This window comes from Mesorhizobium sp. P3_A9, assembly GCF_056402975.1.
This window is the reverse complement of sequence record NZ_JBFUGJ010000024.1, coordinates 1-15,411: the sequence shown is the minus strand read 5'-3', so window position 1 is coordinate 15,411 and position 15,411 is coordinate 1. Positions and strand designations below refer to the sequence as shown.

Annotated in this window: 16 protein-coding genes; 13 read left to right on the top strand and 3 right to left on the bottom strand. The window is 62.8% G+C overall.

Annotation, left to right across the window (positions count from 1 at the left end; all coding sequences use genetic code 11):
• The first annotated feature begins 17 nt into the window (after window positions 1–17).
• The 6 genes from AC1DX0_RS06645 to AC1DX0_RS06620 all read left to right on the top strand — a co-directional run bounded on the left by AC1DX0_RS06645 (window position 18) and on the right by AC1DX0_RS06620 (window position 6,230).
• Complete coding sequence (locus AC1DX0_RS06645; RefSeq protein ID WP_477222978.1) at window positions 18–1,226, top strand: acetyl-CoA C-acetyltransferase; 1,209 nt, start codon at window positions 18–20, stop codon at window positions 1,224–1,226.
• Between the two features lie 4 nt (window positions 1,227–1,230).
• A complete protein-coding gene (locus tag AC1DX0_RS06640; protein ID WP_477222977.1) occupies window positions 1,231–1,806 on the top strand; it encodes a cysteine hydrolase family protein in 576 nt (191 codons plus the stop codon).
• 10 nt (window positions 1,807–1,816) lie between these two features.
• Entirely contained in the window at window positions 1,817–4,036 is a 2,220-nt protein-coding gene (locus tag AC1DX0_RS06635; protein WP_477354748.1) for a 3-hydroxyacyl-CoA dehydrogenase NAD-binding domain-containing protein, read from the top strand.
• A 9-nt stretch (window positions 4,037–4,045) separates the two neighbouring features.
• Window positions 4,046–4,591, top strand: coding sequence for a thioesterase family protein (locus AC1DX0_RS06630; protein ID WP_477222975.1), 546 nt, complete (start codon window positions 4,046–4,048; stop codon window positions 4,589–4,591).
• 124 nt (window positions 4,592–4,715) lie between these two features.
• Complete coding sequence (locus AC1DX0_RS06625; protein WP_477354745.1) at window positions 4,716–5,354, top strand: S24 family peptidase; 639 nt, start codon at window positions 4,716–4,718, stop codon at window positions 5,352–5,354.
• Entirely contained in the window at window positions 5,355–6,230 is an 876-nt protein-coding gene (locus AC1DX0_RS06620) for a thermonuclease family protein (protein ID WP_477222973.1), read from the top strand.
• Here AC1DX0_RS06620 and AC1DX0_RS06615 read toward each other — a convergent pair.
• Window positions 6,196–7,842, bottom strand: a complete 1,647-nt coding sequence (locus tag AC1DX0_RS06615) for a lysine--tRNA ligase (protein WP_477222972.1) — start codon at window positions 7,840–7,842, stop codon at window positions 6,196–6,198. The two genes, AC1DX0_RS06620 and AC1DX0_RS06615, sit on opposite strands and share 35 nt — an antisense overlap.
• Window positions 7,843–8,010: 168 nt before the next feature.
• Here AC1DX0_RS06615 and AC1DX0_RS06610 point away from each other — a divergent pair, with 168 nt between their 5' ends.
• On the top strand, window positions 8,011–8,424 hold the full coding sequence (locus AC1DX0_RS06610) for a tellurite resistance TerB family protein (protein ID WP_477222971.1): 414 nt from the start codon (window positions 8,011–8,013) through the stop codon (window positions 8,422–8,424).
• A 22-nt stretch (window positions 8,425–8,446) separates the two neighbouring features.
• Here AC1DX0_RS06610 and AC1DX0_RS06605 read toward each other — a convergent pair whose 3' ends face one another.
• On the bottom strand, window positions 8,447–9,295 hold the full coding sequence (locus AC1DX0_RS06605; RefSeq protein WP_477354742.1) for a transporter substrate-binding domain-containing protein: 849 nt from the start codon (window positions 9,293–9,295) through the stop codon (window positions 8,447–8,449).
• A gap of 261 nt (window positions 9,296–9,556) precedes the next feature.
• On the opposite strand from AC1DX0_RS06605, the gene AC1DX0_RS06600 reads away from it, so the two are divergent.
• The 3 genes from AC1DX0_RS06600 (at window position 9,557) to AC1DX0_RS06590 (ending at window position 11,780) form a co-directional block, all read left to right on the top strand.
• On the top strand, window positions 9,557–10,288 hold the full coding sequence (locus AC1DX0_RS06600) for a helix-turn-helix transcriptional regulator (RefSeq protein WP_477222969.1): 732 nt from the start codon (window positions 9,557–9,559) through the stop codon (window positions 10,286–10,288).
• Between the two features lie 98 nt (window positions 10,289–10,386).
• Window positions 10,387–11,025: an acyl-homoserine-lactone synthase gene (locus AC1DX0_RS06595; protein ID WP_477222968.1), complete on the top strand. Its 639-nt coding sequence runs from the start codon at window positions 10,387–10,389 to the stop codon at window positions 11,023–11,025.
• 8 nt (window positions 11,026–11,033) lie between these two features.
• Window positions 11,034–11,780 (top strand): enoyl-CoA hydratase-related protein, encoded by a 747-nt coding sequence (locus tag AC1DX0_RS06590; protein ID WP_477223169.1) that lies wholly within the window; start codon window positions 11,034–11,036, stop codon window positions 11,778–11,780.
• Between the two features lie 54 nt (window positions 11,781–11,834).
• Here the strand turns inward: AC1DX0_RS06590 and ppk2 are convergent, their stop codons facing one another.
• Entirely contained in the window at window positions 11,835–12,743 is a 909-nt protein-coding gene (gene ppk2, locus AC1DX0_RS06585) for a polyphosphate kinase 2 (protein WP_477222967.1), read from the bottom strand.
• Between the two features lie 119 nt (window positions 12,744–12,862).
• Between ppk2 and AC1DX0_RS06580 the strand changes: the two genes are divergently transcribed.
• The 3 genes from AC1DX0_RS06580 to AC1DX0_RS06570 form a co-directional block, all read left to right on the top strand.
• The gene (locus AC1DX0_RS06580) at window positions 12,863–14,128 is read left to right on the top strand and encodes an ATP-binding protein (RefSeq protein ID WP_477354739.1); all 1,266 of its coding nucleotides are present in this window, start codon (window positions 12,863–12,865) and stop codon (window positions 14,126–14,128) included.
• 113 nt (window positions 14,129–14,241) lie between these two features.
• A complete protein-coding gene (phoU, locus tag AC1DX0_RS06575; RefSeq protein WP_477354736.1) occupies window positions 14,242–14,967 on the top strand; it encodes a phosphate signaling complex protein PhoU in 726 nt (241 codons plus the stop codon).
• Between the two features lie 97 nt (window positions 14,968–15,064).
• Window positions 15,065–15,411 (top strand): CorA family divalent cation transporter (locus AC1DX0_RS06570; RefSeq protein WP_477354733.1); only part of this gene is annotated, 347 nt, incomplete at its 3' end.

Genomic DNA, 15,411 nt, shown 5'->3' with positions numbered 1-15,411 from the left:
ACCCAAGGAGCAAGGAAATGGCCGAAGCTTATGTCTACGATGCCGTGCGCACCCCGCGCGGCAAGGGCAAGAAGGACGGATCGCTGCACGAGGTGCCGGCGGTGCGGCTTGCCGCCAAGACGCTCGAAGCGCTGCGCGACCGCAATGGGCTGGATACCGGCAACGTCGACGACATCATCTTCGGTTGCGTCGATCCGGTTGGCGAGGCGGGTTCGGTCATTCCGCGCGCSGCWGCCTTYGAGGCCGGCTACGACACCAAGGCGCCCGGCATGCAGATATCGCGCTTCTGCGCYTCGGGTCTCGACGCCATCAATCTCGGCGCCGCCAAGATCGCGCAGGGCGCGGACGAGATCGTGATTGCCGGTGGCGTTGAATCGATGTCGCGCGTCGGCATGGGTGCCTCGGGTGGCGCCTGGTTCATGGACCCTTCGGTCGGCCTGCCCGGCTGGTTCGTGCCGCAAGGTATCTCCGCCGACCTGATCGCCACCAAATACGGTTTCTCCCGTGACGACGTCGACGCCTATGCGGTCGAGAGCCAGAAGCGGGCGGCAAAATCCTGGGCCGACGGTCGCTTCAAGAACTCCGTCATTCCGATCAAGGACCAGAACGGCCTGACCATCCTCGACCATGACGAGCACATGCGCCCTTCGACCGACATGCAGTCGCTCGCCTCGCTCAACCCGTCCTTCATCATGCCGGGCGAAATGGGTGGMTTCGACGCTGTCGCGGTGCAGAAGCATCCCGAGGTGGAAGAGGTCAACCACGTCCATCACGCCGGCAATTCGTCAGGCATCGTCGATGGCGCCGCGGCCGTGCTGCTCGGCTCGAAAAAGGCCGGGAAAGCCATGGGCCTCAAGCCGCGCGCGCGCATCCGCACCTTTGCCAATATCGGCTCCGAGCCGGTGCTGATGCTGACCGGCCCGGTCGATGTCACCGAGAAGCTTCTGAAGCGCGCCAAGATGAAGCTGTCGGACATCGACCTGTTCGAGCTCAACGAGGCCTTCGCCTCGGTGGTGCTGCGCTACATGCAGGCTTTCGACATCGATCACGACAAGATCAACGTCAATGGCGGCGCCATCGCCATGGGCCATCCGCTCGGCGCGACCGGCGCGATGATCTTCGGCACGGTGCTGGACGAACTCGAACGCCGCGACCTCAACACCGCGCTGGTAACGTTGTGCATCGGCGCCGGCATGGGCACCGCAACGATCATCGAACGGGTCTAGAGACGTGTCCTCGAACCCCGCCTTGATCCTCATCGACGTACAGATGGCGTTCGTCGAATGGGAGCGCACCGGGAAGCGGAGAAACAATCCCGACGCCGTCGACAACATGGCCCGTCTGCTGGAGGCGTTTCGGCTCAGAGGCCTCGCGATCTTCCATATTCGCCACGCCTCGACCGAGAAGGGCTCCGCGCTGCGACCGGAACGCAGCGGGTATCAGCCGATACCGCAGACACGTGAGCTGTCCGGTGAACCGGTGCTGGTCAAACATGTCAACTCGGCCTTCATCGGCACCGATCTGGAAAAGCGGTTGCGAGATGCTGGTCACCAGACGCTAGTGATTGCCGGCATCACCACCAATCACTGCGTCGAGACGACGACGCGTATGGCCGGAAATCTCGGCTTCGACGCGCAACTGGTTCGCGACGCCTGCTACACTTTCGATCGCGTGGGGTTCGACGGCCGGCCGGAAAGCGCCGAGGCGGTCCACGACATGACCTTGTCCAATCTCAATGGCGAATTCGCTTCAATCGTAACAACCGATGCCGTGGTCGCGGCCGTCGCTGACGCTATCGCCGCCTAAGGAGGTTTAGATGACCTACACCAATTTCACCCTCGACACCGACGCTGACGGCATCGCGCTGGTCACCTGGAACATGCCCGACCGCTCGATGAACGTCTTCACCGAAGAGGTGATGAACGAGCTCGACAAGATCATCGACCAGGTGGTGGCCGACGCCRGCATCAAGGGTGCGGTGATCACCTCGGGCAAGGACAGCTTCTCCGGYGGCGCCGAYCTSACCATGCTGCAGAAGATGCTTACCGTGTTCGCCAAAGAAAAGACCAAGGATCCGGAGAAGGCGGCGAAACTTCTGTTCGACAATGCCGGCCGCATGGGCGGCCTGTGGCGCAAGCTCGAAACATCGGGCAAGCCCTGGGTGTCGGCGATCAACGGCACCTGCATGGGCGGCGCCTTTGAATTGTCGCTGGCCTGCCATGGCCGTGTCGCCGCTGACTCCGACAAGGTCAAGATGGCCTTGCCGGAAGTCAAGGTCGGCATCTTCCCGGGCGCTGGCGGCACCCAGCGTGTGCCACGGCTGACCGATCAGCAGCAGGCGCTGCAGATGCTGACCTCAGGCCAGAACCTGTCGCCGCAGAAGGCGAAGGCCATGGGCCTTATCCACGAGATTGCTGAACCGGCCAAGCTGATCGAGACCGCCAAGGCGATGATCAAAAATGGTCTGAAAGCGGTCCAGCCCTGGGACGAGAAGGGCTTCAAGCTGCCCGGCGGCCAGATCTATTCGCCTGCCGGCTTCAATCTGTGGCCGCCGGCAATCGCCATTCTACGCCGCGAGACCTATGGCAACTATCCGGCCGCCGCCGCGATCCTGAAATCCGTCTATGAAGGCCTGCTTGTGCCGTTCGACACCGGCCTCAGGATTGAGCAGCGTTATTTCACCGAGATCATGCAGACCAAGGAAGCGGCGGCGATGATCCGCTCGCTGTTCGTATCGCTGCAGGAACTGAACAAGGGCGCACGCCGCCCTGCCGGCGTGCCGGAAACCAAATTCAAGAAGATCGGCATTCTCGGCGCCGGCTTCATGGGTGCCGGCATTGCCTATGTCACCGCCAAGGCCGGCATCCCGGTGGTGCTGCTCGACCGCGATATCGAGTCCGCCAGCAAGGGCAAGGCGCATTCCGACAGCCTGGTCTCGGATCAGGTCAAGAAGGGTCGCGCCAAGCCCGAGGAGCGGGACAAGCTCCTGTCGCTGATCACGCCGACATCAGACTACGCCGATCTCGCTGGCTGCGACCTCGTCGTCGAGGCGGTGTTCGAGGATTCGGCCGTCAAGAAGGCCGCAACCGAACAGGCGGAGGCCGTGCTGAAGTCATCGGCGATCTTCGCCTCGAACACCTCGACCATCCCGATCACCGGTCTCGCCAAGAATTCGRCGCGGCCGAAGAAYTTCATCGGCATCCATTTCTTCTCGCCGGTCGACAAGATGATGCTGGTCGAGATCATTCTGGGCAAGAAGACCGGCGACAAGGCGCTGGCGACCGCGATCGATTTCGTGCGCGCCATCAAGAAGACGCCGATCGTCGTCAACGACACGCGCGGCTTCTACGTCAACCGCTGCGTGCTGCGTTACATGTCGGAAGCCTACAAGATGCTGATCGAAGGCGTGCCGGCGCCGATGATCGAGAATGCGGCCAAGGCCGCCGGCATGCCGGTTGGCCCCTTGGCKCTGACCGACGARACGGCSATCGACCTYGCCCAGAARATCATGAAGCAGACCATCAGGGATCTCGGCGACAAGGCYGTCGAYCCSAAGCAGATRGCGYTGATCAACACSMTGGTCGACRMMCAYGGCCGYTTCGGYCGCAAGAACGGCAAGGGCTTYTAYGACTATCCGGCMAAGCCGGCCAAGAAGAAGCTGTGGCCGGGMYTGARGGAYCTCTATCCGCAGCTSGCGGCSGAGAAGGTCGACTATGAGGAACTGCAGCAGCGGTTGCTCGTCACCATCGCGCTGGAAGCCGCACGGGTGATGGAAGAGGGCATTGTCACCGACCCGCGCGAGGCCGATGTCGGCTCGATCCTGGCCTTCGGCTTCGCGCCCTACACGGGCGGCGCGTTGTCCTATATCGACGGCATCGGCGCCAAGGAATTCGTCAAGATCGCCAAGGGGCTGCAGAAGAAGTACGGCGCCGAATTCAAGGCGCCCAGGCTGCTCATCGACATGGCCGAGAAGGGCGAAACCTTCTACCAGCGCTTCGACCCCTACGCGAAGGGCGACGTGAAGCAGGCCGCCTGACGCAGGACTATGTACGTCTGGGCGCGCATGGCGCGCATGCTGGCCACTGCGCGAAGCCGTGGCCCCTATATGATGGGCGGTGAAAGCCGGCTGGCCTTTCGCTGCCTGCCGACCGACATCGATTTCAACATCCATCTCAACAATGCGCGCTATATGATGCTGGCCGACCTCGGCCGCATCGATTTGTTCGTCCGCGCCGGGCTGATCACGCTGGCGCGCAAGAACGGCTGGGCGCCGATGATGGGCGGGCTGCAGGCGGTCTATGCGCGCGAGATCAGGCTGTGGCGCCGCTTCGAAGTGGTGTCCTCGATCGAAACCTGGGAAGGCAGCCAGGTCATCGGCAAGCACCGCTTCGTCCTCGACAATGGCGAGAGGGCCGCTTTGATCCTGACGACGGCCGGCGTCTACGACCGCAAGGCGCGCCGCTTTCTCGATATCGATGAGGTTGTCGCGGCACTTGGCCGCTCGGCAAACCCGAGACCCCCGACGCAGGCTGAACGGCGTTTCATGACGTCGCACCAGGGTTTGCGTAGCCTCGCCAAGGCGGCTGATTGATCCCGGGAATTGGATTTGCGCGACCGGCAGAAACGTGCGCCAGGGGAGCGCGGCCGGTGGACAAACCGGCATTCGCGGACTAGAAGGAAAAGGCATTTTTTCCTGTCTTGAAGGAGAGCACGATATGCTCTCGCACGACCGCGTCTGGGCCGCCATCGATGCTCTTGCCGAGCGTTATTCGCTTTCGGCGTCAGGTCTGGCAAGGCGCGCGGGCCTCGATTCGACGGCCTTCAACAAGTCGAAACGTCTGTCGTCGGACGGCCGGCCGCGCTGGCCTTCGACCGAATCGCTCGCCAAGATCATCGAGGCCACGGGTGCGTCGCTCGACGAATTCACCGGGCTGATCGAAGGCCGCACGGGCGCCACACCAGCTCACCGGCGCTCCGTGCCGCTGCTTGGCTTTGCCCAGGCCGGCGCTGGCGGCTTCTTCGACGATGCCGGCTTTCCGGCGGGGCAGGGCTGGGATCTGGTCGAACTGCCGGCGCAATCGACAGAAAGCTCCTATGCGCTGCAGGTGCAAGGCGATTCCATGCTGCCGCTCTACCGCAATGGCGACGTCCTCATCGTCGAGCCGGGTGCAGTCACCCGCAAGGGCGATCGCGTCGTCGTCAAGACCACATCAGGCGAGGTGATGGCCAAGGTRCTCGASCGCCAGACSGTMAAGKCGATCGYRYTGGTCTCGCTCAATCCCGAYCATCCSGAYCGCGACATYGCCATGCGTGATGTCGAATGGGTGGCGCGGATYGTCTGGGCAAGCCAGTAGATGAGGCTTCTTCATCTTGTCCTGGCGGTTCTGATGATCCCGGTTATGGCGGCTTTGGTCGTCGCCGGCGGCCGCACGCTGAAAGGAAGCGAAAGCACTGTTGCGGTAGATCAGATCGATCCCGGCGCGGACACGATCTCACAGGCCGGCACCGATGCCGGGCCCGACGAGCCGGCCACGTCAGCCATTCCCGCGCCGGCCGCTGCGCAGCCAAAGCCGGCGGTGCATTCGCGGGCGATCGATCCGGACGTCGTCGCGCCGCCGGAACTGCCCGCCGGAGAGCTCGAGCGGGTCGAGCCGCGCGAGCCATTGAGCAAGCTGGCGCTCGCCATGCCGCCCAAGCCGAAGATGCCCGACGACTGGGATGGTACAAAGCTGTTCCAGCCGGTCGCGACGGCCGCCGGCCTGATCGAGGCAAAAGGCTATTCGGTCGCGGTTTCCGGCATCGATGTTGTCGGGCAGGACGAGACCTGCACCTCCGACGGCAAATCCTGGCCGTGCGGCATCCGTGCGCGCACCGCGTTCCGCGCCTTCCTGCGCGGCCGCGCCGTGGTCTGCACGGTGCCGCCCGAAGGCGGACGCGACCGGATCGCTGCGGAATGCCGGATCGGCAAGCAGGATGTCGGTCAATGGCTGGTCGACAATGGCTGGGCGCGTGCTGCCAAGGGCGGGCCCTATGTCGAGGCCGGCGAAAAGGCACAAAGCGCGAAGAAGGGCATTTTCGGGTCGGCGCCGAACCTTGCCGGCATCTCGGCGGTGCCGGCCGCGCCGGCCCCGGCGCCACAGGCGCCGGGCTCGATCCTGGAAGAGGGCTCAATCCTGAAAGAGGAGGGCGGCGCCGTCAAACCAGTTGACCAGCCAGCGCCTGCTGAATGAGTGCGCGGGTCTCGGCGACGCCGTAGAGCGCGGCGAATGAGCCGAAGCGCGGGCCGCGCTCCTGGCCGATGAGCACCTGGTAGATCATCTGGAAGAAGGCGCCCGAAACGCCCGGGCCGCCTTCCGGGCTCTGCTTGGAATGATCCTGATAGCGTTCGATCTTGCGCGCCACGTTGAGCGAAGCGTTCTGGATCGCTTCGCCGCCGGCGTCCGCCGGCAGCGTGCCAAGAGCTGCGTCCAGGGCCTCGAGCGCCTCGCGCTCGACCTCGTCGGCCGGCCGGAAGGTTTTCGTCGGCCGCACGAAATCGTCGAAATAGCGGATCGCATGGCCAACCAACTGATCGAGCTCCGGATGCGTCTTCGGCGTCACATCCTTGGTATGGCGCGAGATGAAGCCCCACAGGACATCCTTGTTCTGCGCATTGGAGGCACTGACCAGGTTGAGCAGCAGGGAGAACGGCACAGGCATATCGATGGCGGGCGGGTTGCCGTCATGCATGTGCCAGACCGGATTGCCCAGCCGCTCCTTCCAGTCCTGCCTGGGGTAGGCGGCGAGGAAGGTGTAATACTCGTCCACGGCCCTAGGAATGACGTCGAAATAGAGCTTCTTGGCCTGCCGTGGGCGCTGGTACATGTAGAGCCCGAGGCTTTCGGTCGGCGCGTAGGTCAGCCATTCGTCGATGGACAGGCCATTGCCCTTCGACTTCGAGATCTTCTGGCCGTTTTCGTCGAGGAACAGTTCGTAGACGAAATGCTCCGGCGCGCGTCCGCCCAGAATGTTGCAGATGCGGTCATAGACCACSGCATTGGTCTGGTGGTCCTTGCCGAACATTTCGAAATCGACGCCAAGCGCTGCCCAGCGCATACCGAAATCCGGCTTCCACTGCAGCTTCACCCGACCGCCGGTGATCGAAAGCGTGGTCTCGGTGCCTTCGTCGTCGAAGGTGATGGTGCCGGCCTTAGCGTCGACATGCTTCATCGGCACGTAAAGCACGCGGCCGCTCTTCGGCGAGATCGGCAGGAACGGGCTGTAGGTCGCCTGCCGCTCCGGCCCGAGCGTCGGCAGCATCACCGCCATGATCTTGTCATAGCGTTCGGCGGCGCGCAGCAGCATCGCGTCGAAACGGCCTGATCTGTAGTATTGCGTCGCGCTGGCGAATTCGTAGTCGAAGCCGAACGTGTCGAGGAAGCGGCAGAGCATCGCATTGTTGTGGTCGGCGAAGCTCGCATAGTCGCCGTCGAACGGATTGGGAACCGAAGACAGCGGCTTGTGCAGATGCGGCTCGAGCGCGGCGCGATCCGGCACGCTGTCGGGGATCTTGCGCATGCCGTCCATGTCGTCGGAAAAGCAGAGCAGCTTGGTCGCGACCTTGTCTTGTGTCAGCACGCGGAACGCATGGCGCACCATCGAGGTGCGCGCCACCTCGCCGAACGTGCCAATATGCGGCAGGCCGGACGGACCATAGCCGGTCTCGAACAGGATGGTTTCGGGAAAGTCGGCGCCCTTGTAGCGCTCGATAATCTTTTTGGCTTCCTCGAACGGCCACGCCTTGCTCTCGGTCGCGGCCGCCAGCAGTTCGGGGTTGAGATCGATGATGTTTGATCCCGCCATGTCAACGTTTCCAATTATTCGCCGGCCAAATTCGCCTGATAGGGCCGCAGTGTCGATTTTCAACCGGTCTCTAGGCGTGCGTGGCCGGAGCGTCAACGAGCGCAGCGCTTTTTCCTTGCGGCCCTTGGCCCTCGTTCCTACCTTCGAGGCCCGTTCAAGGAGTAAAGAATGCCGTCGCCGACCCCGCATGAAGCCCTGATCTACCTGATGGTCATCACCTCGGCCTCCGACCGCGACATGACCGATGTCGAACTGGCCCGGATCGGCGACGTTGTCCGTTCATGGCCGGTGTTCGAGGATTTCAAGCAGGATCGGCTGGTTCCCGTCGCCCAGGCTTGTCAGAAGCTGCTGCATGAGAAGGATGGCCTGGAGGGTGTCCTCGCCCAGGTTGCCGAAGCCCTGCCGGAGCGTCTGCGCGACACCGCCTATGCCGCCGCCTTCGAAGTCGCCGCCGTCGATCTTGAAATGCGCCTGGAAGAAGTTCGGGTGCTGCAGCTGATCCGCCGTGAGCTCGATCTCGACACACTGACCGTCGCCGCCATCGGCCGCGCGGCCAAGGCGCGGCTGCGCACGCTGACCTGAGTCCCTGCGAGCGGGGCAGCCCCTAGAAGAAACTGACCGGGAAATAGCGCAGATAGAATTCGGCGAAGGTGTCCTTCATCGAAATCTCCTGCAGCGCGTAATCGATCGCGGCGGCCAGCGCCGGATTGTCGGCCCGTGTGGCGATGGCCATGCCGGTGCCCAGATATTCGGGCGCCAGATAGGGACCGCCGGCAAAGCGGCAGCAGCCGGCCGCATCCGAGCCGCCCAGCCAGAAGGCGAAGCGCATGCCGTCGCCGAACGCGGCGTCGATCTTGCCCGCCTTGAGATCGCTGTAGAGGGCTTCCGGCCCGTCGAAGGAGACGATCTGGACCGTGTTGAAATACTCGCGCAGCATGCGCTCATGCGCSGAGCCGGCRAKCACGCCGACGCGCTTGSTKCGCAGCTTGTCGAARATCGGTTCKGCAAAWGCCTTGCTCTTSGGCATGATGAAGCGCGCSGGAAACTGCAGATAGGAGCGCGARAARSCGTATKTCKRGCGCGATTSCGGCGTYGCGGCGATGCCGGCGATGATSGCTTCGCCTTCGCCTTTCTCCAGTGCCCCCTCGAGCTCGCCCCAGGGCAATGCCTGGATCTGGCATTTGTCSRCGATGYCGAGTTCGGCGCAGATGGCMCGTGCCAGGTCGATGTGAAAACCGGACAGTTTTCCCGCGCCATCGAGGAAATTGAACGGCGGAAAATCCGTGGTCGTCAGGAAGCGCAGCCGTGGCAGCGCGGAAAGGTCGGGTTTGGGCAACCGTTCCTTGGCGTCCCACAACACCGGCACCTGCGGTTCCGCCGCGCGCCCGCCAGCCAATGGCAGCGCCGCTATCAGCAGCGACGCCAGCACCAGGGACCTCCATTGGAACGCCACGATAGAACTCCGCCGCACTCGTAATTCGCACAGGTTTTGGTACGAAAATGGTACAGGCACAATGGTTTTTGATTTCAACGCGCCGATTTCAGGGTATGCTTTAGCGCGTTTGCAAACAGCGGTGGCTACTCTGGTTGGGGGATCAGGGTCGAGAACCACAACCGGAAATGAGCGCGTTGCAATCCGCGGTCGGTGGCAAAGTGCGGACAATGCATGGACCATTGATCTTAATGCATAAGGCAACATGGGGTTGATGTTGCGATGGGTCAGTTCGATCGCACGCTGGAATACATAGACCAACTGCAGCACGCCGGAACGGCGGCGGCGGTCTGCGAGAAATTGTTGGGGGTAACGTCGGATTTCGGTCTGACCGCGCTGATGGCCGGGACCGTTCCGCAGCCGGGCACGCCGACCGGTCAGCAAAAGCAGCATGTGCTGCTGTGCGACTGGCCCGTCGAATGGCTGGAGCGCTACGTGGCGCGCAACTATGTCGACCACGATCCGGTGGTCAGCCACATGAAGCAGTTGCAGGCGCCTTTCCAGTGGCGCGAAGCCGCCCAGGGCATCCGCATCGACAAGAGCAGCGGCGAAGTGATGGGCGATGCCGGCGCTTTCAAGCTGCGCGACGGGCTGGCCTTTCCGCTGATCACGCTCGATGGCCAGATCGTCATGGTGTCGTTGGGTGGCGAGGCCGTGGAACTGTCGGCCGCCGAGTTCGGGCTGGTGTCGCTGGTCTCGACCTATGCCGTTGGCCGCGCCATGCAACTCCACACCATGGCGACCAAGACAATCGACCATATCGAGTTGACCCCGCGCGAACGCGAATGCCTGCAATGGGCCGCCGTCGGCAAGTCGGAATGGGAGATTTCTCAAATCCTCGGCATCTCCGAGCACACGTCGGAGAAACATCTTCTTAACGCCAAAAGCAAACTCGGTGCCGTCAACCGGGTCCAGGCTGTCGCCGAAGCGATAAGGCGCGGCTACATTAGTTAGGTCGGCCGTGCCGACCTAGAATTTCTCGCCTACGTGATCACGCAATTTTCTCAAGAAAGCACGGCCGTATCTTCCTCTTAAACCCAGGAGACGACGGAATGCTTTTTTGTCTTACAACTCAGGAATTGATGGAACGTCCCGACCTTTGGGAGGCCGTCCATCGACTGCGCTACCAGATATTTGTCGAGGAGATGGGGTGGGAGGACCTGCGGCGCCCGGACGGATATGAAGTCGACCAGTTCGACCATGACGAGGCGGTGCATCAGATCGTCATCAGAGGCAATGAGGTCGCGGGCTATCAGAGGATGCTGCCGACCACGCGGCCCCATCTGCTGACTGAGGTTTTGACCGACCTTTCCGAAGGAACGCCGCCATCGGGCCCCAACATCTGGGAATTGACCCGTTACGCGGTGGCTGCCGGCTATCGTGATGGCCGTCGCGGCGTATCGACCGTCGGTACCGAATTGATCGCCGGCTTCGTCGAGTGGGGGCTGAAGCGCGGCGTCGACAAGGTGATCATCGAGTTCGAGCCGATGTGGGTGTTGCGCGCCTTGCAGCTGCATTTCCTGGCGACCCCGCTGGGCTATCAGCGCACCTACGGCAATCAGCAGGTCGTGGCGACGCTGCTCTCCTTCAACGAGCACACGCTGGACGTGGTGCGTTCGCGCCGCAATCATCATGCTCCCGTTCTGGCCAGGGGATACCCCGATATGTTCGGCCAAAGGCGGGCGTCATGAGATCGCCGATGGGCGCGCACCCGCAACCCGAACTGCGCAACCACACGCTGATCGTCACCGTGTCGTCGAATGACGGCCGCCCGGTGCTCGACAGAAGGGCTTATGAAAGCCTTGCCAGGACGTTTCATGAAGCCGCCGACAATGACAAGGTTCGTGTCGTCGTGCTGCGTGGTCTGGCGGGCTGCTTCTGCCTTGGCGGCGACTTTTCCGAATTTCTCGACGCCACCAAGCATCAGAAGCTGATCGCCGCCGTCACCGACCTGTTCCGCACGCTGGCGACGTTYCCCAARCCSATCCTCGCCTGCGTCGAYGGCGATGCCGTCGGYGTCGGCTGCACCATCCTGTTCCACTGCGACATGGTGATCGCCTCGAATGAAAGCACGTTCCGGGTGCCGTTCGTCGATTTCGGCCTTGTGCCGGACGCGGCGACCAGCATCCTGGCACCGCAGAAGCTCGGCTATGCCGGCGCCTTCCGTTTCTTCTGCCTCGGCGACACGCTTCGCGCCGAGGATGCCAGGGCGCTCGGCCTCGTCGCCGAGATCGTGGATGACGGTGTGGAGGAGGCGACGCTCGGCCGAGCCAGGCAGCTCGTCAAGAAGCCGGTCGCCGCCCTGCTGCAGACCCGCGGCTTGCTCAAGGGGAACACCGCCGCGTTGTGCGACCGCATCGACCAGGAGATATCGCTGTTCCAGCAGGCGCTGCAGGACGACACCACGCTGCGCCGCCTTCAGCGTATTGCCCGGCTCGCCGCCTGAGCAATTACGAAGATACCGCGCCGCGCTGCCCATTGGCCGCGCGGCGCGGAAACATCAACCTTCCTTGCCGAGGAATGACGGCCCTTCGCCGATAATCTTCTTGTCTTCCTTGCCGATGACATCGAGATCGCGCCCCTCATAGGGCAGCGACAACAGGATGCGCCGCATCACCGCCAGCCGCGAGCGCCGCTTGTCATTGGCCCGCACGATGATCCACGGCGCGAACTCCTTGTGGGTGCGCTCGAACATGGTGTCGCGCACCCTGGTGTAATCGTCCCATTTGGTGATGCCAGCGACATCCATCGGCGAGAACTTCCAGCTCTTCAACGGGCTATAGCGGCGATCGTGAAAGCGCTCGAGCTGCGTTTCCCGACCGATGTTCAGCCAGAATTTGAAGAAGTGGATGTCGTCGTTGACGATCATCCGCTCGAAATGCGGCGTCTCGTCGAGAAACTTCTCATGCTGTTCGGGCGTGCAGAAACCCATCACCGGTTCCACACCGGCGCGGTTGTACCAGGAACGGTCGAAGGTGACGAACTCGCCCGATGTCGGGAAATGGTCGACATAGCGCTGGTAGTACCATTGCCCCAGTTCGGTGGGGGTCGGCTTGGTCAGCGCCACGTTGCGTGCCGTGCGCGGATTGAGGTACTGGCGCAGCACGAAGATCGTGCCGCCCTTGCCGGCGGCGTCGCGGCCCTCGAACAGCGCCATCACCCGCTTGCCGGTCGCCTGCAGCCATGCCTGCGCCTTGACCAGCTCGATCTGCAATTTCTCGAGCGTCTCGTCATACTCCTCGCTCTTCATCTTCTTGTCGTATGGGTAGCCGCCCGCGGTCAGCTTGTTGTCCTCGACCCAGTCCGGAAGCTCGGGATTCTCGATGTCGAACTCCCGTTCCTTGCCATCGATCCTGATCTTCAGCGGACCTGAAGCCGGCGCGGCAGGCTTTTCCTTGGCTTTTTTCATCGAGACGAACCCTTTTCAGCTGACGGACTCATGCTATTGGGAGCCTCCGGACCGGTCCAGCGGAAGTTTCCGTTGCCGTGCGGCGGATGCGAAGGCATGGGACGCGGGCGCGCAAGCGAATGACCAACCTGGACGCAGAACAGAATGGCATGGCGCAAGCCTTGGCCACCCGGCTGTGGCACAGCCGCTGGCTGCTAGCCGCCGGTGTCGTCGCGGTCCTTATCGCCTTTGCCTTCGCGGGTGTTTCCGCCTACGTGCTGGTGCCGGCGCTGCTCCTGTTGCTTGCAGCGGCGATGCTGCCGGCCGCGGGCCTGCGCCAGTCCGCGCAGAGTGCTGCCGCGATCGAGGCGATCGGCCTGCAGCGCCTGTCGGGCGAATATCTGGCGGCGGCTGTTGCTGACCCGCTCATCATCTTCGACCATGCCGCCACCATCGTCCATGCCAACGCCGCCGCCTTTGCCGCCTTTGGCGGGATCGCACCGGGCCTGTCGCTGCCGTTGAAATTCCGGGCGCCGGAAATGCAGACCCTGCTCGACAGCGTGCTGTCCGGCATGATCGCCTCGGATGTCGTCGACTATACCGAGAAGCTGCCGGTCGAACGGGCTTACCGGGTCAGCGCGTCCTCGGTCGGCCACGGCACCGACCTCTATGTGCTGGTGTTCAAGGACCAGAGCGAGACACGGCGCATCGACCGCATGCGCGCCGACTTCATCGCCAATGCCAGCCATGAATTGCGCACCCCACTCGCCTCGATCKCMGGKTTCATCGARACMYTGCGCGGRCCGGCCCGMAACGAYCCGGCGGCGCGCGAGCARTTCCTGCAGATCATGCARARCCAGACCGGYCGCATGGCSCGCCTGATCGACGATYTGYTGTCGCTGTCGCGGCTCGAGATGAAGCCCTATCTGAAGCCCGGGACGGAGGTCGATCTGCGCCAGACCGTCGACAGCGTCATCGACTCGCTGGCCCCGCTTGCCCGCGAAAACAGCGTTGCCATCGAGCGCGATTTCGCCAAGGGGCCTCTCAATGTGCCGGGCGATCGCGACGAGCTGTTCCAGGTTTTCGAGAACTTGCTGGAAAACGCCTGCAAATACGGCCAGTCGGGCGGCCGTGTCCTGGTGTCGATCGCACACGCCGATGACGGTTCCGAACCCGGCATCGACGTSACCATCAGGGATTTCGGCCCYGGCATTCCCGARGARCAYATTCCGCGCATYACCGAGCGCTTCTATCGYATCGACGTCGAAAMCAGCCGGACCCAGAAAGGCACCGGCCTTGGSCTGTCSATCGTCAAGCACATCCTGACGCGTCACAATGCCCGGCTGACGATCAAGTCGGAGGTCGGCAAGGGCGCCGCCTTCTCGGTTCATTTGCCGACGCACTGATATCGCCCTAGTTTTCCACGGAACCGTTTCTTTTTTCTGTCATCCGGCTAGCGTATCAGCGGGGATTCGAGGAAACGACTCAAGATCAAGAACCCGTGGGAAGGCATTCATCCATGCAGTCCGTGCACATAATGAGCGCCTATGACGAGGAGCTGAAGTATCTGTCCAAGCGCATTGCCGCGATGGGCGGTCATGCCGAGCGCATGGTCGAGCAAGCGGTCGCTGCTCTCGTCAATGCCGATCCGGGATTGGCCCAGAAGGTCATCCGTGACGACGCCGTGCTCGATGAAGGGCAGCGCGAAATCGACGACAAGGCGATCATCATCATCGCCAAGCGCCAGCCGATGGCGACGGATCTGCGCGAGATCGTCGGCGCCATCCGTATTTCCGCCGACCTCGAACGGGTCGGCGACCTCGGCAAGAACGTCGCCAAGCGGGTGGTCGCCGTCACCGACGGCCGCCAGCCGACCAGCCTGTTCCGCGGCCTGGAGGCCCTGGCCAATCTGGCGCTGACCCAGCTCAAGGAAGTTCTCGACGTCTACGCGTCGCGCTCGGTCGACAGAATAGGCTTCGTGCGCGACCGCGACGACCAGATCGATGCCATGTACACGTCGCTGTTTCGCGAATTGCTGACCTACATGATGGARGATCCGCGCAACATCACGMCCTGCACGCATCTGCTGTTCTGCGCCAAGAACATCGAGCGYATCGGCGAYCAYGCCACCAACATMGCCGAGACCATCTATTACATCGTCACCGGCGACCAGATGCCGGCTGACCGGCCGAAGGGCGACAAGACGGACAAGATCAGCGTGTCAGCGCCGCTTTCGGCGAAATGAACGTTCGTCCACTCGAACGCCAGATCATATTGCGCTAAACTATCCCGGCGTTAAGCTTCTCAGGCCTTGATAAAGGCCCTGCTTTCCGGAGGCTGCGATGGAATATGTCCGAGAGTTCAAGCCCGCGGCGCCGACATCAGGCATCATTGCCTCCAGTGTCTATACGGCCGGCAAGCGCATCGCCGACATTCCGATCGAGGAAGCCGGCGAATGGGCCAAGAAATCGGGTCACGTCGTCTGGATCGGGTTGCTAGAACCTGACCGTGACCTATTGCTGCGCGTCAAGGCGCAGTTCCATCTGCATGAGCTGGCGATCGAGGACGCCGAGCATCCGCACCAGCGGCCGAAGATCGAGCAATATGGCGACGCGCTGTTCATCGTCGCCCGCACCGCGCAACTGATCGAAGGCCGCGTCACTTTCGGCGAAACGCATCTGTTTGTCGG